We start from the raw sequence: 17,555 nt of genomic DNA, 5'->3' as shown, positions 1-17,555 counted from the left end.
TATGCCCCGGCAGGGGCGAGCCGCCGGTCCTTCACGAAAGTGTGACTCTTCATGACCTACGACATGCGCTCCGAAACTACGCCCGTGCCCCCGCAGGGCATGAGTTCGCCGGAACAGATCGCCTGGCTGCTGAACCAGTTCGTGGCCGACGAGCCGGACGTCATGCACGCGCTGCTCGGCTCACGGGACGGGCTCAAGCTGGCGTTCAGCGACGCGATGACGCGAGACGCGACCGACTCCCTGGCCGCCGCGATCTCCGCCCTGTCCTCCCTGGCCACGAACCTCCCCGGCCTGTCCGGCAGCGGCGTACCTGTGCGGCAGATGCTGGTCGAGCGGGACGACTGCCTCTTCTTCATCGTCGGCGCGGGTGCTACCAGTGCCTTCCGCAGTCACCCGGGCAACACGCAAGGGTCGGTGGACACCGTGCTCGGCGTGATCAGCAGGCCGGACGCCGACGTCGGCAAGGTCGGATTCGAGATGCAGCGTCTGGTGCAGCGGTTCGCGCCCTACATGGTCACCGCCGTGCGCGACGGCGGCGGTGAGCGGTGAGGCAGCCATCCGGGTACGGGTCCTCGGCCGTCGAGGCGCCGGAGGAGGTGACCTCGTTCGTGCGGACCTACACCCTCACCGGAGGCCGTACGCGCCCGCGCCACACGCTGAGTCTGGAAACGGTTCTGGAGCCGGGCCCCGGCAGGCCGGGCCCCGGGCTGCCTCACGAGTGCGAGGTGATCCTGACCATGTGTCGGCAGCGGCGCTGCTCGCTCACCGAGCTGGCCGGAATTCTCCGTCGGCCGGTGAGCACCGTCAGGATTCTCGTCTCGGACCTGCTGGACGCACGCGCCCTGCTGGTCCCCGCGCCCTCCGCCGACTTCGCCTACGTCCCCACGTCCGATCCCGTGCTCGGGGCCCGCCCGTCCACGGCGCTGCTGGAGGCCACCCTTGCCGCCCTCAAGACTCGATTCCCCGATGCGGTCGATGCGTACGCCAAGGCCGGCTGAACGGCCGGGTCCCCCCGGCCAGGGCGCCACCTCGCGCACAGCCGCTGCCCCGACGGTGCTGAAGACCGTGGTGGCCGGCGGGTTCGGTGTCGGCAAGACGACGTTCGTCGGAGCCATCAGCGAAATCCCGCCGCTGACCACCGAGGAATACCTCACCCAGGCCGGCGCCGCCACCGACCACCTGACCGGCGTGGAGGAGAAGACCACCACCACGGTGGCTTTCGACTTCGGCCGCCTGTCGCTGGACGTGCCCGTGCCGCTGGAGCTGCTGCTGTTCGGCACGCCGGGCCAAGAGCGATTCCTGGACATCTGGTACGACCTGTCCGCGGGTGCGGTCGGCGCTGTCGTCCTGGTCGACACCCGCCGCTTGGAGAGCAGCTTCACTGCGGTCTCCTTCTTCGAGCAGATCGGCCTTCCCTTCCTGGTCGCCGTCAACGAATTCGACGGCGCCCACCGCTACGACCGCGACGAGGTACGCGCCGCTCTCAACCTGCCGCCCCAAGTGCCCGTCGTCACCTGCGACGCCCGCAACACCTCCTCCGTCGCCACAGTCCTGCTCACCCTGGTCCGCCACGCCCTGACCACCACGCCGGCCACCCCCGCCCGCCCGTCTGATTCCCCCCTCCTGGATGCCTGATGACCTACGAGTCTGGCCCGCCCCGGTTGCCGAGCCGGCCGATGGTGCGCGATCCGCGCACCGTTCCCGGCCGGCAGCCCGCCGAGACCATCACCCCGCCCGCCGGCCTGATCACCCCGGGCACCGTCAGTGGCGAGACGGCCCAGAAGCTGGCGGAACTGCCCGCCCGTAGCGGCCTCATCCGCCGCCTGGGCCTGCCCACGAACCCTGATCCCGTCTTCGACGGCATCGCCACCCGGATGGCCGCCGATGCCGGATTCCTGTACGGAATGGTCAACCTGTTCCTGGACAAGCAGACCTTCATCGGCCTGTGCAACCCGCCCCAGGGCAGCGGCCACCCGATCGTCGGACGCACGATGGACCTGCGGCACGGCTGGTGCCCGGAGGTCGTCCAGCGCAAAAAGGCCCTGCCCCTGCACAACGTGCACGCCGCCCCGCGTTTCTCCAGCAACCCGGTGGTCGACGCCATCGGCATCCAGAGCTACTTCGGCGCGCCCCTCATCCACGCCGACAGCGGCATCACCCTGGGCACCGTCTGCATCGTCGATCCCGAACCGCGCCTTCTGCAGGACGCCCGGCGGCTGCGGGACATCGTCACAGCCGCCGGAGCCGAAGTCATGACCGTCATCACCGACAGGACGCCCGCTTCCTGATTCACCTTGCACCGGGCCCTGGCCGCACCCCGTCTTGCGACCACATGAGGGAGAGGCACCGACCATGTCCACCGCACCCGTCCCGCACCCGACCGCCGAACACGAAGCGCTGCACCGGCAGGCCGATGCCGTTGCCCGCGACGAGATCGCCCCGTTCGTGCAGCGCATGGAGAACTCCCCCGAGCGGGTTGAACGCGATGTCTCGCCCGTCTTCGGTGAGCGGCGATGGTTCGGAGTGACGATCCCGCGGGCGTACGGCGGCATGGGCGCCGGCCACGTCGCCAAAACCATCCTCATCCACCGCATCGCTGCCGTGTCCGGGGCCGCGGCCGCGGTCCTGCAAGCCGGTCTGATCCCGGTGGCCGCGCTGCTGCACTTCGCCACCGAGGAGCAGAAGAAGCAGTGGCTGCCGCCGGCCGCCCGCGGGAGGGTGCTGTTCTCGATTGCGGTGACCGAGCCGGAGACAGGCGGGCACATCGGCGGCATAGAGACCGTCGCCGTGCGCGACGGCGACGACTGGGTGATCACCGGCAGCAAGGTCCACGTCGGCAACAGCCACCTGGCCCACGTCCACATCGTCATCGCCCGCACCGCCCCGCCCGGTACGCGAACCTCGCAGGCGTTGACCGCGTTCCTGGTCGAGCACGACCGCCCCGGGCTGGTGGTGCGGCCCCACCGCCCCGCGCTGGGCCTGCATGGCTTCTCCTTCGGCCGCCTGGACCTCGACCGCGTACGCGTGCCCGCCGCCAACATGCTCGGCCGCATCGACGCAGGCATGCGCGTGGCGCAGAGCAGCAGCATCCTGTACGGGCGGCCCAACCTCGCCGCAGTCAGTCTCGGCCTGCACGAGGCGATCGTGGAGACCACCACCCAGTTCCTGCGGGAACGCCGCCGCTACGACGGCACCCTGTACGACCTGCCCGTCCTGCGCGACCGCCTCGGCGGCATGCAGGCCCGGCTACGGGCCGCCCGCACCCTGGCCTACCAGGCGGTGCACCTCCTCGACCAGGGCCTGCCCTGCGACGCCGAGCTGATCAACTCCAAGTACCTCGGCCACCAATGGGCCGTCGCCTCCGGCCAGGACGCCATGGAACTGCACGGCGCCCACGCCCTGGCCACCGACTACCCCCTGCAACGCCTGTGGCGCGACATCCAGTGCACCTACGCACCCGCGGGCACCGGCGAAGTCCAGCGCATCCGTCTGGCCGACGACGCCCTCCAGACCGGCACCCCCCAGTGGTCCCAGCTCTTCACCGCCGACAGCGGCGAGCCACAGCTTGATCACAGCGCCGTGTGACCGCTCCCCGTACGGGCCAACCCCCTCTTCCTTCCCTGCCGAACCGACCGAGGAAAGACGACCATGAACTTCTCCATGGCAGCAGCGCTGCCGCGATCGGCCGCCTCGTTGCAGCAGGACCTCGAAGACGCCCTCGCACTGGCCGAATTTGCTGCGCGGGTCACCGTCGCGAAGGACGGGCGCGCCTTGGACCTCACGGTGCTCAGCAGCAGCAAGGCCCCCTTCGACCGCACCGTCAAAGCGGCCACTGAGTGGCTGAAAAGGGCCGACATTGAGGGTGCTGCCGCGTTCAACGACGCCTACGACATCGTCCTCACCCTGCCCACATCGGCCTCCGTGGAGCGGTTCATCGAAGTCTTCCTGGAGCCGCTCATCCGCGTTCACACCACCGCCACCCAGTTGGATGGCCTTCTGGACTACCACCTCGTGACCGGCGACGCCCTGGTTCAGGGGCCGCACGCCATCGAGCTCATCCTGCCCGGCGACGGCTTGGACGCGGTGGTCAAACTGGCTTCCCTCCTCGGCGCGCCCAGCATCGCCGAAGGCCTCCAACTGCACGATCGCGAGGGAATGCGCCGGCTCGCAGACCGGCTCAAATGGCTCATAACCGGCGTGGTCCAATCCACAGCCCGCGCGACAGCAGTTCCAGGGTGCGCCCACGCTCCCGACCACGCCACGCTCGACCTGACCACCCCCCAGGCCCGCCTCTTGGCGCAGCGCCTCGCCCAGCTGGCGCAGGACCTCCCGGCGGTCAGCCGCCCCACCTGACTCTCCCGGAACCACCTGGAATCCCACCGTGACCGTCACCGCCCCGACCATGCCCCTGTCGCCCGGCGAACAGCGCGCTGCCGGCTACCTCGTCCGCGGCTTATCCCCCCGCGACATCGCCGTCGCAACACGCATGGCGCCCGCCACGGTCCGCACCCACATCCGTCGGCTGCGGAAAAAGCTCGACTGCCCGCCCGGGTGCCCGGTACCGGTCCTTGTGCACTCCCTCCTCGTCTCGGGGCAGGTGGCGCCGCCCAAGACGGACATGCCGGCACCGGATCTCAGCACGAAGGAGCAGCAGCTTCTGCGAGCGCTCGCCGAGCAGAGCAAGCCCATCGACCTCGTGGTCGCCGCCGGTGTCCCCGCCGCTGGTTTCCGCCACGCACTTCAGGAGCTGCTCCAAAAGACCGGAGCGGCCAACCCCACCCAGCTCGTTGCCCTGGCCCATGCGTGGAAGCTGCTGGGAGCCCACCCGAGCGCCGCAGCACCGGCCGGCGTGAGCCGGTGAGCGCGCCCGCCGCATAGACCCCTGCCTGGCGGCTCGGACGCCCTCGACCTGGGACGCCGGGCAGGCACAGCTCCCGGCGCGGGAACTACTGACCGGATCGTGCTCCCTCACAGCAAGGTCATCGTCCCGCGCCGGGGTCCATCCACCTCACCGACAAGAAGGAACGTCTCCGATGGTCGACGAGAGCGGAACCGACGGATTACTGGGCCCCGCTGGGCATCGGCTCGTGCCCGCATGGAGTGCGCCCGCCCGGGCTCGGGCCTGGGCTGCGGAACTTGCCGCACGCCACCGCAGCGCTTCCCAGGAGGTCCTGCGTAACCCGCATCTCACAGAGTCATGGGCGCAGTCCGCGGTCCGGGCCGATCGGCTGCTGACCGCCGTCCAGAACCTGATCGGCCCGGACGTGGCGGTGGAGAACACGTTCCTGGTCATCAAATGGCCGGGGCGGTCCTTCGAGGTGCCGTGGCACCAGGACGGCATCAACGACCGGCTGGAGCTGGACCCGGACAGGTCCGTCGCGGCGTGGCTCGCCCTCACAGACGCGGACGTGACCTCCGGGTGCCTGCACGTCGCGCCGGGATCGCAGCGGGCCGGCTACCTGCCGTACGGCGCCGAGGACGCCACCGGCGCGTCCCGTGGTCGGGCGCTTCAAACCCGCATCTCCGACGCCACCCGCGGTGTGCCTGTACCGGTCGATGCCGGCAGTGGGCTGCTGATGGACGTGCGGCTGCTGCACCGCTCGCTCTCCAACCGCGGCGATCAAGTCCGCGTCGGTTTGAACATTCGCTTCGTCGCGCCTGGCGGTGTCCGGATGCGCGACGGCTCAAGCCCCAGCCTGACCCCGATCAGCGGGGCTGGCTGGTAGCTCCAACCCATCGAGACAAAGGAGGCAGACACATGTCTGCAATCGTGCAGGAAGCGCTCGACCTCGGCGCGGACACCCGCGTGCGGGTCCTCAACGGAGAGGACACCGACGCCGCGCGCCGGGCCGGGAAAACGGTCATCGCGCGCAGCGAGTGCACCTACTACTGCCCGGACGAGGCGACCGCCCGCCGCTGCATCGCGGCCCTGGAGGAGTCCGACAAGCGGCTGCGCGAGCGGCCGGAGGAGCTGATGCTCTGGGACTGGCAAGCCACCTACTTCGAGGCCGAGCAGGACAACCCGAACGGCGGCGGCACCGTGATCCTGGGCGTGGCCTGGTACGACCAGGAGTTCTTCGACGACCGGCGCGACGCCTGGTTCGGCACCATGCACCAGCGGATCTACCAGCAGCTCGGCATCCCGCTGGAGAACATCACCGTCGAGCACTGGACGCGGCTCGCGGCGTGATCTGAGCCGGCACTACGGCGGCCGGGCCTCGCGGAGCCCGGCCGCCCCCTTGCGCACAGGGAGGGGTGCCGTGGCTGCTCTAGTCGCGGGAGAGGACGGGCGTGTCGCTGACGGCCGCTGCCAGGCGGCGGCCCCAGCGCCAGGCCGCTGCCGCGCCGGCGACGGACACCGCGGCCGTGGCCAGGCCGCCGGCCCAGAAACCGACGGTCGGCGAGGACGCTGCGGCGGCCGGGACAACGAGCATGGACGCGGTCCCCGCGGTACGGATCACGGTCAGGTCGACAGACATCAGACGCCGTCGCGCGGGCGGCGGGAACCCGGCCAGGTGGGTTTGCAGCGTGACCCCGAGGAACGGCGCCACGGCCCCGGAGGCCGCCGAGATGAGCAGGAGGACGGGCAGGCTACCCGCCGAGCCGGTGGCGGCCAGGAGCAGGCCGGAGGCCGCCCACAGCAGGCAGTACCGGACGGGCGGACTCCCTGGGAGCCGCACGTTGCCCGCGACGAGGTTTCCGGCCAGGGCGCCCGCTCCGGTGGCGGCCAGGACCAGGCCGTACGCCCCGGCGCCGGCGTCGAACTGGGCGACCAGAAGGGCGGGCATGGCCAGGGCCACAGCCTGGGCGAGAATGCCCCAGCCGTGCACGGTGATAGCTGCTGCGGTGGCAGGGTGCTCCCTCAGCAGGGCACGGGCGCGGAGCTCGGCGGCCTCCGCCGAGGGCATCGGTCCGGTGGCTGCGGGCCGGCCAGCGGTCCGGCCGAGCATGGCCAGCACCACGGCGGACACCGCGAACGTGGCGGCGTCCAGGAGGAACAAGGCACGCTCCGGGAGCACGACCAGGAGGGCACCGGCGGCGCCGGGGCCGACGATGCGGGCAATGCGTCCGGTGAGATCCATGAGCCCGGTGACGGCCTGGACCTCGCCCGGCTTCACGAGGTCCGGCACCAGGGCGCCGAGGTTGGGGTCGAAGATGGCACCGGCCAGGCCGAGGAGAGCGGCCAGGGCGAGCATCGCCGGGGTGCCGCCGACGTCCCACGTCCACGGGAGCGCGGCGACGAGGGCGACGCGGACGGCGTCGACCACGGCGAGCGCCTGGAGGGACGCGAAGCGGTCCATGATCCGTCGGCCGACGGTTCCCATCACGACGTACGGCACGGACTCCGCGACCGCGACCAGCCCCATGGCTGCCGCACCGGACTGCTCCCACGCGATCCACATGATCGCCATGGCGTACAGGCGGTCACCGAACACGGAGAGGGACTGCGCGCCCCACAGGGCGAGGATGCGGCGACGGCGTAGCAGCCGGACGTACTCCAAGATCACTCCCGCCGGAAAGCACGAAGTCCCGGCCTGGTGCCTCCGGGACGACAGACACCCTAGGACACGGCCGAGGAAGGACGGGACATGAAAACGGAAACGGTGCCACCGGAGGCGGGGGTTGCGGTACGGGCAGTGTGTGGCGATGGCACGGACTTCCAGCTCATCAGCGACCGGCGCGGCTCCGCCGTGTGGAAGGCGGCCGGGCCGCGGGGGACGGTGGCGGTGAAGGTGGGCACGGGCCCGGAGGGTGCCGTGATCACGGCGCGGGAGGCCACTGTGCTGCACGCCATGGGGCGGGGCCGGCTGCTCGCGCATGGGCGCGGTGAGACAGCGGCGTGGATGGTGACGCCCTGGTACGACGGGCCTTCCACCTGGGAGGCGCTGCTGGACGTTCGCGCGGGCAGAGGCGACTTTGAGTCCGCCAGGCGGTACGTCGTGGGGGTGTGCGGGGCGGTCGCCGAGCTGCACGCGGCCGGGTGGGTCCACGGCGACCTCCAGCCCGGACACGCGATCCACACGGCAGAGGGGGTGGCCCTCATCGACTGCTCATGGGCGTGGCACCCCGCGCACCTGGGACCATCCCACCTCTTCCGCGGGGGTATGCCCCACCTGCTGGCCCCGGAGACGGCAGCGGCCGTGGAGGCTGGGGAGTGGCCGGTGACGACGAGCAGGCCGGCTGAGGTCTACACCGTGGCCGCGTCCCTGTGGTGGGCGATCACCGGCGCCTGGCCCCTCGCCTATGACGCAATCGGTCTTGATCCCGCCAGGCTGACAGCCGCAGTGCTACGGCGAGTCATCGGAGCGCGGCGCATCCCTCTGTGTGATGTCCGAGTGTGGCCCGGCGCCCAGGGCGTTCTCGGTGAGGTGCTCACGGCACCCGCCGACAGCAGGCCGACTGCGGCTGAGCTTGCGGCCCTGCTCCGCAACGCCGCGTAGAACCGCAACTGGACGGGGCAGGTGTAACAGAACACAGCTATTGACGTTCCGGTGGTGAAGGGGGTTGCGCTTTATGCCAACCCCCAGTGACCCGGAGAAACGGTGACGACCGCGACGGCCCCCCTCTCGACCAAAACCGGCCGCTCCCATCCGCAGGAAAGCCTGTTCGCCTGGCTTGACTCCCAGGACCCGTTGGCTCCGGAGAAGAAGCCGGATCTCTCCCACGTGTGGGTCGTAGCTGCTGAGATCGAGGTGACCCCGAAGATCGCGCGCGTCGCCGACTTCCGGGGCAGCTTCAAGACCGCCGAAGGGCAGCGCGTCGACGCGCTCGAGGTGTATTGCAAGGGCTGCCGCCGCCCGTACGACGAGCTCCGGGGCGACGACTACGCCGCGAAAATCGACAACACGCACCTGATCGGCGGGGACCAGAGCAAGCGCGCGAAGCGGAAAATCCCCATTCCGCCCGCGAACGCGCGGATCATCCCCGGCGGCACCATCAACCGGCGCGGCATCGGCGCCTACGCGTCGGGGGTGTCCCGTCCCAAGCGCTGAGCGCGACACTAACGCCGCACGCTGTTCATGGTGCGCGGCGTGACTACTCAGCGAACCTCCAGGGCCCTCGCCCGCGAAGCCGCCGGCTTGTGCCTCACCGCCTTCGGCGTGCTCGGTGTCCTCGTGGCGCTGGGCACACTCCACTGGACTGTGGCCTCCACCGCCGAAGCGGGTGGACTCGTCATTACCGGCCTGACCCTCGCCCCCAAGCCGGACGCCCCCCGCTACGCCCACATCCTGCGCTGGACGGTCTGCACGATCGGATTGGGATCTGGCTCCGCCTGAGCGCAGCTGACCCAGCGACCTGCCGCATCACCGTCCGCCCCGAGGCGTTCGCCACTCCCGCGGGAGTGCACCGGCCGGCCATCCCCGCCCTGAGTCCGGCCCTCGCCTACGGTGACTCGCTGGCCTACCTCATCCTCGAACCAGCGGAGGCCCCGGATGGCAAGCGGTACCGGCTCGGCACCGCCGGGTACGGGCCCGCAGGTCCGGAGATGGCCGAGCGGATGGCTGCGCACCTGCACGCGTGGAACAACGACCGCAGCCTCCTGCCGTCGACCAGCGCCTACCCGGCCGCAACCCCTGACGAGAAACTGACCGGCGGCCACATCATCGACAAGCCGTCCGTCCGCCTCGTCATCACGTACTGACCTGAACCGCACCGGCTTGACCGGAGTCTCCATTCGGACCGGTGCGGTTCAGTGAAACGCTCCTTGGGCGGTCAGAGCCCCGGCACGGCCTTGACTCGGCAGGCCGCATGCACCCGTGTCTACGCTGCTGTCCCCGGTCCGGCTTCTTACGGGTCCCCGAGCGGCCGCGTCAGCCCGTCGTCGGCCACGGCCCGCCGGCCGGGCTCGGTCTCGGCCAGCTCCCAGTAGTGCCGACACTCTTCGCACCGCACCCCGTCCACGACGGCGTCCTCCCCGTTCGGGCAGTCCGTGCCGTCCCCGCGGCCCGCACACGTTCCCCCGGTATGCCCCATGAAGTCGACGGTCCAGCGGGACGGCCGCGGCCGGAAGGTGGCTGGAGGGGCGCACGGGCGCTTCCTTCCAGCTCGACGCCACAGTGCACTCGGCCCACCCCTCCTGTCTGCTGCTGGAGGGTGAAGGGGGCGCGGCGCCGACGTGGTGGGCGCCCTTCCCAAAAGGTATTCATGGAGGTAGTCGCGTTCGTATACTCGGTGGTATGGCTGACACGACCGTGAAGATCGACATCGAAACCCGAGACCGGCTCGCCGCCATCGCCGCCGCCCGAGGCACCAGCATCCGCGCTCTCCTCGCCGACCTCGCCATTCAGGAAGAGAACCAGCTGAAACTCGGCACCGCCACCACCGCCTTCCGCGAAGCCATCACCCAGCCCGGCATCGCCGAAGCCTTCGACCGCGACTTCGGCGGCCTTCCCGACACCCCACACCACACCCACCGGGCGGCCTGACCTTGGACCTGCACATCGACATCCGCTGGCTCCTGGACCGACAGGAAGAACTCCTCGGCAAACACCTCGCCGTCAGCGACTACTCGGCCCTCGTCGCCGCCGTCGCCCGCCACCGGGTGAACACCCCCCACATCGACGTCGGCACCCCCGACGCCTACTGGCGGGCCGCCGCCCTCCTCGAGCAGATCGTGCTCACCAGACCACTGCCGGCCCGCAACGAGTACTTCGCCTACGGCGTCGCCATCGCCTACATCCGCGCCTCCGGCGAGACCATCGATGGCACATACGAACCGTGGCGCGACCTGATCACCGACATCCGGGCACTACGCCTGACCGTCTACGACATCGCCGACCGACTCCGATCCATGCACCTTCCCGGATAGCGCCCCGGCCCAACGGCAAGAACCGCGCCGGAAGCGCCCCTTGCCGACACCCCTGGTGGTGTCACCAGGGGCGGGGAGCATCCCCGCGGGTGCGGGAAGCAGCCGAGACCCACCCAGTCGGCCCCCACTCGGCGGGAGGACCTCATCCGGTCGGCGAGCACCATCGCCTGATCCGGATCACCCTCGCGTCGGCGGGGAGGACGCCGGCACCAAGCCGTGCAAGTCGCGGATCGTCGGAACACCCCTGCGTGACCGGAGCGGGCCCGGATACGTTGCCCGGTCATGGACCATGACGAGCACATCGACCCCGACGGCAGCGACCTGGACAAGATCCTCTGCGCGCCGGTGGAGACGGCCGAGCGCCTGGCGTTGCTGACGCTGCAGGAGGCGTACGACGTGCTGCGGCTGCTGGTGTGCGTGTCGCAGGAGGGCGGGCCGCTGTCGCGGGAGGCGGACCGGCTGGCGAAGGCCATCGCGGTTCGTATCCCCTCGGAGAACTGAGCCCGGGCCGGGGCCGGCTGTGACCGGCGCGGCGGTGGCCATCAGGGGGCGGGTTGGTAGGTGACGGTCTGGTTGGGGCAGGCGGCGGCCAGCTGGTGGAGGGCGGCGAGTTCGGTGGTGTCGGCGGTGAGGTTCCAGCGGAGTTTGGTGCCGGTCCATTCGGCGGCGTAGCGGCAGTGGGTGTCGGTGGCGGGCGGCAGCCACTGGGCGGGGTCCTGGTCGGCTTTGGAGCGGTTGGAGCCGGCGGTGACCGCGACCAGGCTGGCGGCGGCGCCCTGGTCGTTGGCGTAGGCCTCGCGGCGCCGGGCGCTCCACGCGGAGGCTCCGGAGTCCCAGGCTTCGGCGAGGGGGACCATGTGGTCGATGTCCAGACTGGAGGCGGAGGTCACCCAGGTTGCGTCGTAGTAGGAGAACCAGCGCCCGCCCGTCAGGCGGCAGCCGGGCCCGATGGCGGGCGGCTCGACGGCTTCGGTGAGGAGGACCTCGGCGCGGGTGTTGCAGCCGTCGGCCGGATCGGCGCCGGCGTTCCAATGGCGGAAGCTGTCGCGGCTGTAGCCCTCCCGGGACTCGCTGCCCGCGGGCAGGCGGGCGACGGCGTCGGCCAGGGGGAGCGCCTGCTCGACGGCGCGCGCGGTCGTGGGGAAGGCGGCAAGGGACAGGACAGCGAGAAGGGCGGCGGTGAGAGCACGCAGCACAGGGGTGGCCATGTGCTGTTGATAGCGGCCGGCGACGGCGCACAGCAGCGGTTCACCCGGGACGTCACCTGTGTGAGTGCACTGGTCGTACCGGCCCGGTCGGCTCCCCAGTGCCGTTGCGGGGTGCGCGTCCTGACCGGCGGCCGGGCCGGCAGGCCCGGGCAGGTGCTGCCCGGGCCTGCCGGCCCGGGCAGCACCTGCCCGGGCTGTGCAGACAGAGGCCCGTGTCCTCGCCTGCGTGCTGCAGGCGGGAACACGGGGTTCTGTTTTTCCCTGTCCGGGCCCGCCCGCTTCTGAAGGACTGGCCTGTGCTGTGCTGGCCGGAGATCGGTGGCCACGGTCAGGTCCGGTGGCGGTTGCCGGGGACCTGTGGTCCCCGTTCCGGGCTGCGCAGGGGGCCGGCTGCCTGATCCGGCCGTGGCTCGGTGCGGCCCGCCCTGGAGGGACGGCCGGTTCGGGGGTCAGCCGTGGTAGTTGATGTAGCCGTTGCCGTCGCGGTCGTTGGCCGTCTTGGTGTAGGAGTGGACGTCGGCCCGGGCGCCGGAGGGCTTGTAGAAGTAGATGGTGTCCTTGTCGTTGTTCCACATGAAGTTGCAGTTCTGGCGGTAGACGACGTTGCCCGCGTCGGAGTCGGTGCCCTTGCCGCCGCGCAGCTTGATGTAGTCGCCGGGCTCGAGAGTGTGGCTGTTCTTGAAGGTGAACTTGTTGCCCGCGGCGTCCTTGACGACGTAGCCCTTGAGGTTGACCTTCGCGGTCTTCGAGTAGTTCTTGATCGTCAGGTACTCGTCCTTGGTGTTGCCGCCGGAGCACTTGTTGGAGTCCCGGCCCGGTGCGTCGTACTGGATGCCCTTGATCTTCAGGGCCGAGGAGTACTCGGCGGCCTGCGCCGGGACAGCGGCGAAGCCGAGCGCGGCGACGGCGGCGGTGGCCGCAGCGGCGGTCAGGACACGGTGGATACGCATGAGGATCCCCCCTCAGTGGTGCGAATGAAGCGTCAGGAGCATACAAGTGATACGGGCTTACCGGCGGCCAAGCTGGCCAAAACGAACGGGAGGCCGGCGCGGTGGCGGCCGCGGTGCGGCGGAAGCCCCCTCCGCCGCGGAAGTTTCTGGTTCCTGGCAGCTTTCATCGGCTGGGAGTTCTGCCGGTGTGGGTGGGCCGGATCGGCCTTCCGTGCTATGTTGATCTTGAGCTGGTTGCCGGGACCCTCCGGTTGCCGGTGGTGCGTTGGTGGTCCAAGGAAAGACGCCCCGCTTCCTGCGGGGAGATGCAGGTGCAAGGCCTGCCCGGCGCTCGGATCACGAAGTCCCATCCCGCCTTGCGGGGTGGGACTTCGTCGTGCCGGGGGTCTTTCTGATTCAACGCCTCCGGCGTGATGTTCGACTTCGGAACACCCCCGCGTTGGCGGGGAAGACGTGGGACAGGGTACGGATGCTCATGAGTTGTCCGGCTCACCTCCGCTCGCGCGGAGAGAACGTAGTAGTGCCAGGTCAGCAGATTGAGCAGGGCGGCTCACCTCCGCTCGCGCGGAGAGAACCCTTTCCGACCTGCTCTGCTGTCAGGGCTTTGCCACTACTTTGCTGATGGGTCTTGGCAAGGGGTGGGCCTCCGATGTTGTCGGTTTCGGCTGACTCAGCCTACGCGGTATGGCTCGGCGGAATCAGGGCTGCGTGTTCCCCTTGTCGTCTCCGCTGCGATGCGGGCGGTTGTGGATGCGGCCTGTGCGGCGTGATGGGTGACGGGCGGTTGAGCGAGGCCATCGCCCCCTGCCGGTGGGGTCGAGTCCCGTGAGGGCTACGACCGGGACGCCTTCCGCCCTTGAACGCCGGCGTCAGCTCCTCCGACGGCTGCAACACTCGGGCAGAGGTCCTGATCGCCGAGGCTGTGGGGGCGTTGTCGGTGGTCTGCGTTACGGTCGTTTCCCCCTTTGAGGGGTGCGCTGTCCCGCCCGGCCTCTATCTCAGGCCGGGCGGGGCGCGTGGCGCGGTCCCCTCTTTCTTCGGCACGGGGGCGCGCAGTTCTTCCGGATGGGAAGGACCGACACCGAGGTGTCTTGTCTCCATATGACGGTGTGCCGTGACCGATTGCAAGGAGAACTGGGAACTTCGCCTGCCGGGTGTCCGAGGTGTGCTCTACGTGCACCGGTTTGGTCATCTCCCGGGTCGTGGCTGACCGCCCGCGACTCCTAATGTTCCGTGATTTCGTGATCACGTCGCGTGATCTACGTTCCTCGGTCCATGCTGAAGATCCCTCAACGGCGGTTCGGCACCCGTTCGTTGGAGGGCTTCCCTTGGCGTGGTCTCTTCCGGATGCCTGCGCCTGACCGACATCAAGACGAGGACGTTCATGAGCAGGAAACGCATAGCGGCAGCAACGGTGCTGGCGCTGGTGCTGGCGGTGTTCGCCTGGAGCCTTGCGATGGCGGCGATGGGACATGCCTCCCTCATCGCCGGGCTGGCCCCGATCCTGGGGCTGACCGTCAACCAGGTCCTGCGCGGAACCCGCCCGCGCAGCACATCGGCCTCCGGGCACCATGTGGTGCCGGTGCCCGACGAGGAGGACGGCGCCCCGTGAGCACTTCCGAGCCGCCTCCGGCCCGTCCCGGCCGCAAGCTGGGCCCGATTGCGGCCACGGTCGGCACCTTGCACCGTGCCTGGCTGGAGCCGACCCGCGAGCGGTACCTGGCCAGCGGCCAGACCCTCAGCGACCTCAGCTTTCATGTGCTGCTGGCCAAGTCCAAGCTGTCCGAGCTGCTGCGCGGCGTCGGGCACTACCCCCGCTGGGAGGTCATCCACCGCCTGGCCGTCGTCCTCGACCTCCCCGGCTGGCCGCTGTACCGGCTGTGGAGGCAGGCTGCCCTGGACGCCGGCAAGAGCCGTGACTGGGTCGACCGGTCCACCGAGGGAAGCACCGCCGTGGCTACCACCCACCCCGGCCCTCCCTTGGAACACGGCGCTCTGCGTCTGACGGTCCGGGAGGGCTACCTCGCCTACGCCGGCGCCTTCCTCACCGGCGACGCCCGCGACGCCGCGGTGGAAGACGCCTTCGCCATCCTTTGGCTGAGCTTCGACGAGGCCCTGGCCAGCCCCGACATCCGCCGCTTTTCCTGGAACCTGCTGCGCGCCACGGTCAAGGCCCGGGCCGACTACCGGGATGAGCGGCCCGTGCTGGGCGAGGCCGCCTTCGACACCGTCGCCCTGCGCGAGGAGAGCTCCGCCGAGGGCCAGGCCGCCCAGCTGGCCGAGAGCCTGGAGCTGTTCGCCGCCATCAGCCGCCTGCCCGACACCCAGCTCGACGTCATGGTGCTGCGGCACATGTGCGGCTATCCGCCCCAGAAGGTCTCCGACCTCCTCGGCGTCTCCCTGGCCACCGTACGGTCCGCCGAACGCCACGCCTGCCGCTTCCTGGCCGACACCCTCGAGCCGCCCGCGACCGAAGGACCCACCCCGTGACCACACTCCAAGACATCCTCTCCAGGGCCCTGCTCGCCCCCGACCGCACCGTCCCCCGCGACACTGCCCAGCCCCAGGACACCGGCCCCTCCGTCCGGCCGGTCACCGCAGCAGGACAGACGCCGAACACCGCGGCGGCCGCGGACCTTAAGGCCCTGTGCGAAACCGTGATCCGCCACACCCCGGCCACCGCCGTCGCCGCCTTCATCACCGACCAGGTCCCCGAACCCCGCAGCGCACTGGTCCTGGCCTGCGTGCTGCAGCTGACCGACACCGACGACGGCGCCCGCTTCTGGTGGCAGTACGCCGCCGGCGCCGGCCAGCCCGCCGCCGCCTACTGCCTCTACCTCCACCACCTCGCCCTCGGCGAGACCCACGCCGCCCGCTGGTGGCACACCCAGACCAACGAAGTACAGCCCAAGCCCACCACCCGCACCACCCGCAGGCGCACTGCTGTCCTGTGGGACGACGACATGGTGCCCGCCGTCCTCCAAGACGGCGACGGCGCCTCCACCACCACGCTGCTGCGCGTCCTGCGCCGCCTGGCCGGCCACGTGTCCCGGCCCCGGTCGGCCGTGGTCGCGGAACTGATGACCTACATGCCCATCGCCGTGGCCGTCGGCTACCTCCGCGAACCCGACAGCGAACTGCCCCTGCCCGGACCCGGCTTCGCTCACCAGATCCGCGCCCGGCTGGCCGCAGCCGCGAAACGGCCCGACCGCCCCAGCGACCTCCCGGCACGCCGCCAGACCCGCCCCACCCGACGGCGAGAGACCGAGCCCTCCGAGCGGCGAAACCACCGCCAGATCGACGAGGCCGCAACCCGCTGAAGACGCCACGCCCCCGGGACCACGTGTCGCGGGGGCCACTGCGGCCGGCCCAACCCCGTCCGAACGCTGTCCCACGCTGGCCACGGAGCCACTTGCTGCATCGCCGGGTCTACGGCGCCGACCACGACCACCCCGGCACACGACCCGACCGGCGCTACGCCGAGCTGATCGGCGGCCCGCTGGACGGCCTGCTGCCGGATGTCACCGGCTGGACGCCCGACGAGGCTGGCACCGGCGTCGCGCTGGCCACCGCACTGGGGCGTTCGGTGCCGGTGGCCGGGCCCTGTACGACCCGCGCCCGGAGACCCGGACCGCTGGGACTGGACCGGCGACACTCCCTGACGCCCCGGCTCGCCCCCCGTCCGGCTCGGTGCACGCTGGGAGGCGTGAGCAGCGCGCCGATCGTCGGGTAGCAGGAGCCGCCCGTCGGAGGCGCGGATCGTTCTCCTCGTAACCAGGGGGATGCCGGTCTTGCCCTTCTTCGCCCCGCTGGCCAGGACCACCGACCTCACCTTCGACATCCGCGTCTCACTCGCAGTGGTGTCCGCTGACTTGGCGGGTGGGGCTGTCGTGGGCGGGTGGGGTGTTGTCCGGTCAGGCGGCTTGGTCCCACTGGTCGTGGAAGTCCTCGTCCTCGGACGTTTGCCGGTGTGCGGCTTTCTCGCGGGCACGGAGGACGGCCCAGGCCGGAACAGACAGGCAGGTGAGGTACCAGGGCAGGAGCCACAGTGTGTGCCACCAGCCGGTGTGCGGGCCGAGCAGAAGGTCGGTGAAGGCGGTGATCATGCCGGCGGCGAGGCTCCAGCACAGCAGGCGCCCGGCCCGCTGGACGGCGCGGGCGGTCCGGTGTGTGGTGGGGGAGAGGCGGCGGGAGGAGGGGGAGCAGGGCGTGCGTCTGCCCGGTGTGCTCATCGCGGGGATGCCCTTCACGACGGAGGTGGTTGCCGCGGGTTGGGGACCACGCATGCAGGACGGGGCAAGTGTGCAGTGCGTGAAGGCGGGGACGCAGGTACCCCTCATACTCACCCCGATTCTCCGAGACAACTTCTCTCTCCAGTGCTTTCCCGCCATGACCGGCAACGACGACCGCTGAGCGCTGCCCGACGGTAGACGCGACAGATCTGAACCTGGCCGAAAAAACCGGTAACTGACCTCCCGGTTCGCGGAAGAAACCCAGCTCACAAGGTTTTGGTCAAGACGCTTCTCGAGTTTGGTGACGGATCAGTCAATTCCGCCTGCTCGTCGCGGTGATTGGGGCGACAACGAA

At 70.4% G+C, this 17,555-nt stretch carries 23 protein-coding genes and 2 pseudogenes; 21 read left to right on the top strand and 4 right to left on the bottom strand.

The features are described from left to right. Nucleotides 1–51 precede the first annotated feature (51 nt). The 9 genes from ACIBAI_RS22415 to ACIBAI_RS22375 all read left to right on the top strand — a co-directional run bounded on the left by ACIBAI_RS22415 (nucleotide 52) and on the right by ACIBAI_RS22375 (nucleotide 6,190). Nucleotides 52–549 carry a roadblock/LC7 domain-containing protein gene (locus ACIBAI_RS22415; RefSeq protein WP_399036747.1) on the top strand — a complete coding sequence of 166 codons (498 nt, stop codon included), beginning with the start codon at nucleotides 52–54 and terminating at the stop codon, nucleotides 547–549. Further along, nucleotides 546–998, top strand: coding sequence for a DUF742 domain-containing protein (locus tag ACIBAI_RS22410; protein WP_399036744.1), 453 nt, complete (start codon nucleotides 546–548; stop codon nucleotides 996–998). The genes ACIBAI_RS22415 and ACIBAI_RS22410 overlap by 4 nt, the downstream gene beginning before the upstream one ends. Before the next feature lie 55 nt (nucleotides 999–1,053). Further along, complete coding sequence (locus tag ACIBAI_RS22405; protein WP_399036742.1) at nucleotides 1,054–1,635, top strand: GTP-binding protein; 582 nt, start codon at nucleotides 1,054–1,056, stop codon at nucleotides 1,633–1,635. Beyond that, nucleotides 1,635–2,288 carry a GAF domain-containing protein gene (locus tag ACIBAI_RS22400; RefSeq protein ID WP_399036740.1) on the top strand — a complete coding sequence of 218 codons (654 nt, stop codon included), beginning with the start codon at nucleotides 1,635–1,637 and terminating at the stop codon, nucleotides 2,286–2,288. The genes ACIBAI_RS22405 and ACIBAI_RS22400 overlap by 1 nt, the downstream gene beginning before the upstream one ends. Before the next feature lie 64 nt (nucleotides 2,289–2,352). Then, nucleotides 2,353–3,585 (top strand): acyl-CoA dehydrogenase family protein, encoded by a 1,233-nt coding sequence (locus tag ACIBAI_RS22395; RefSeq protein WP_399036739.1) that lies wholly within the window; start codon nucleotides 2,353–2,355, stop codon nucleotides 3,583–3,585. A 63-nt stretch (nucleotides 3,586–3,648) separates the two neighbouring features. Continuing rightward, nucleotides 3,649–4,353 (top strand): hypothetical protein, encoded by a 705-nt coding sequence (locus ACIBAI_RS22390; RefSeq protein ID WP_399036737.1) that lies wholly within the window; start codon nucleotides 3,649–3,651, stop codon nucleotides 4,351–4,353. Between the two features lie 28 nt (nucleotides 4,354–4,381). Next, nucleotides 4,382–4,861: a helix-turn-helix transcriptional regulator gene (locus ACIBAI_RS22385; protein WP_399036735.1), complete on the top strand. Its 480-nt coding sequence runs from the start codon at nucleotides 4,382–4,384 to the stop codon at nucleotides 4,859–4,861. Between the two features lie 172 nt (nucleotides 4,862–5,033). Beyond that, a complete protein-coding gene (locus ACIBAI_RS22380) occupies nucleotides 5,034–5,726 on the top strand; it encodes a phytanoyl-CoA dioxygenase family protein (protein WP_399036734.1) in 693 nt (230 codons plus the stop codon). A 32-nt stretch (nucleotides 5,727–5,758) separates the two neighbouring features. Further along, nucleotides 5,759–6,190 (top strand): hypothetical protein, encoded by a 432-nt coding sequence (locus ACIBAI_RS22375; RefSeq protein WP_399036732.1) that lies wholly within the window; start codon nucleotides 5,759–5,761, stop codon nucleotides 6,188–6,190. 79 nt (nucleotides 6,191–6,269) lie between these two features. Here the strand turns inward: ACIBAI_RS22375 and ACIBAI_RS22370 are convergent, their stop codons facing one another. Then, the gene (locus tag ACIBAI_RS22370; protein ID WP_399036730.1) at nucleotides 6,270–7,502 is read right to left on the bottom strand and encodes an MFS transporter; all 1,233 of its coding nucleotides are present in this window, start codon (nucleotides 7,500–7,502) and stop codon (nucleotides 6,270–6,272) included. Nucleotides 7,503–7,589: 87 nt separating this feature from the next. On the opposite strand from ACIBAI_RS22370, the gene ACIBAI_RS22365 reads away from it, so the two are divergent. From ACIBAI_RS22365 to ACIBAI_RS22335, 7 genes are all read left to right on the top strand, one after another. Further along, a complete protein-coding gene (locus tag ACIBAI_RS22365) occupies nucleotides 7,590–8,441 on the top strand; it encodes a hypothetical protein (protein ID WP_399036729.1) in 852 nt (283 codons plus the stop codon). Nucleotides 8,442–8,543: 102 nt separating this feature from the next. Then, entirely contained in the window at nucleotides 8,544–8,993 is a 450-nt protein-coding gene (locus tag ACIBAI_RS22360) for a hypothetical protein (RefSeq protein WP_399036728.1), read from the top strand. 39 nt (nucleotides 8,994–9,032) lie between these two features. Beyond that, entirely contained in the window at nucleotides 9,033–9,278 is a 246-nt protein-coding gene (locus ACIBAI_RS22355) for a hypothetical protein (protein ID WP_399036726.1), read from the top strand. 65 nt (nucleotides 9,279–9,343) lie between these two features. Then, entirely contained in the window at nucleotides 9,344–9,643 is a 300-nt protein-coding gene (locus ACIBAI_RS22350; protein ID WP_399036724.1) for a hypothetical protein, read from the top strand. 535 nt (nucleotides 9,644–10,178) lie between these two features. Next, nucleotides 10,179–10,427, top strand: coding sequence for an antitoxin MazE7 (locus ACIBAI_RS22345; RefSeq protein ID WP_399036722.1), 249 nt, complete (start codon nucleotides 10,179–10,181; stop codon nucleotides 10,425–10,427). A gap of 2 nt (nucleotides 10,428–10,429) precedes the next feature. Continuing rightward, nucleotides 10,430–10,810, top strand: a complete 381-nt coding sequence (locus tag ACIBAI_RS22340) for a toxin Doc (protein ID WP_399036721.1) — start codon at nucleotides 10,430–10,432, stop codon at nucleotides 10,808–10,810. 282 nt (nucleotides 10,811–11,092) lie between these two features. Further along, nucleotides 11,093–11,311 carry a DUF6417 family protein gene (locus ACIBAI_RS22335; RefSeq protein ID WP_399036720.1) on the top strand — a complete coding sequence of 73 codons (219 nt, stop codon included), beginning with the start codon at nucleotides 11,093–11,095 and terminating at the stop codon, nucleotides 11,309–11,311. A 41-nt stretch (nucleotides 11,312–11,352) separates the two neighbouring features. On the opposite strand, the gene ACIBAI_RS22330 is transcribed toward ACIBAI_RS22335, so the two are convergent. Further along, on the bottom strand, nucleotides 11,353–12,018 hold the full coding sequence (locus tag ACIBAI_RS22330; RefSeq protein WP_399036718.1) for an HNH endonuclease family protein: 666 nt from the start codon (nucleotides 12,016–12,018) through the stop codon (nucleotides 11,353–11,355). Nucleotides 12,019–12,467: 449 nt separating this feature from the next. Continuing rightward, nucleotides 12,468–12,968, bottom strand: coding sequence for a lamin tail domain-containing protein (locus ACIBAI_RS22325; RefSeq protein WP_399036716.1), 501 nt, complete (start codon nucleotides 12,966–12,968; stop codon nucleotides 12,468–12,470). Between the two features lie 818 nt (nucleotides 12,969–13,786). On the opposite strand from ACIBAI_RS22325, the pseudogene ACIBAI_RS22320 reads away from it, so the two are divergent. From ACIBAI_RS22320 to ACIBAI_RS22300, 5 genes and pseudogenes are all read left to right on the top strand, one after another. Beyond that, a pseudogene (locus tag ACIBAI_RS22320) lies at nucleotides 13,787–13,908 on the top strand (HNH endonuclease); the annotation flags it as partial. A 393-nt stretch (nucleotides 13,909–14,301) separates the two neighbouring features. Beyond that, a complete protein-coding gene (locus ACIBAI_RS22315) occupies nucleotides 14,302–14,580 on the top strand; it encodes a hypothetical protein (RefSeq protein ID WP_399036714.1) in 279 nt (92 codons plus the stop codon). Then, a complete protein-coding gene (locus ACIBAI_RS22310; protein WP_399036713.1) occupies nucleotides 14,577–15,458 on the top strand; it encodes a sigma-70 family RNA polymerase sigma factor in 882 nt (293 codons plus the stop codon). Before ACIBAI_RS22315 ends, ACIBAI_RS22310 begins: the two co-directional genes overlap by 4 nt. Continuing rightward, entirely contained in the window at nucleotides 15,455–16,288 is an 834-nt protein-coding gene (locus ACIBAI_RS22305) for a hypothetical protein (RefSeq protein WP_399036711.1), read from the top strand. Before ACIBAI_RS22310 ends, ACIBAI_RS22305 begins: the two co-directional genes overlap by 4 nt. 92 nt (nucleotides 16,289–16,380) lie before the next feature. Then, nucleotides 16,381–16,630 (top strand): annotated as a pseudogene (locus ACIBAI_RS22300) (hypothetical protein). 252 nt (nucleotides 16,631–16,882) lie between these two features. Here the strand turns inward: ACIBAI_RS22300 and ACIBAI_RS22295 are convergent. Beyond that, nucleotides 16,883–17,254 (bottom strand): hypothetical protein, encoded by a 372-nt coding sequence (locus tag ACIBAI_RS22295; RefSeq protein ID WP_399036709.1) that lies wholly within the window; start codon nucleotides 17,252–17,254, stop codon nucleotides 16,883–16,885. Nucleotides 17,255–17,555 lie beyond the last annotated feature (301 nt).

Origin of the sequence: Streptomyces sp. NPDC051041, from assembly GCF_044456065.1 — a bacterium.
Lineage (GTDB): Bacteria > Actinomycetota > Actinomycetes > Streptomycetales > Streptomycetaceae > Streptomyces > Streptomyces glaucus.
The sequence above is the reverse complement of the archived record's forward strand: the minus strand, read 5'-3'. Positions and strand labels throughout refer to the sequence as shown.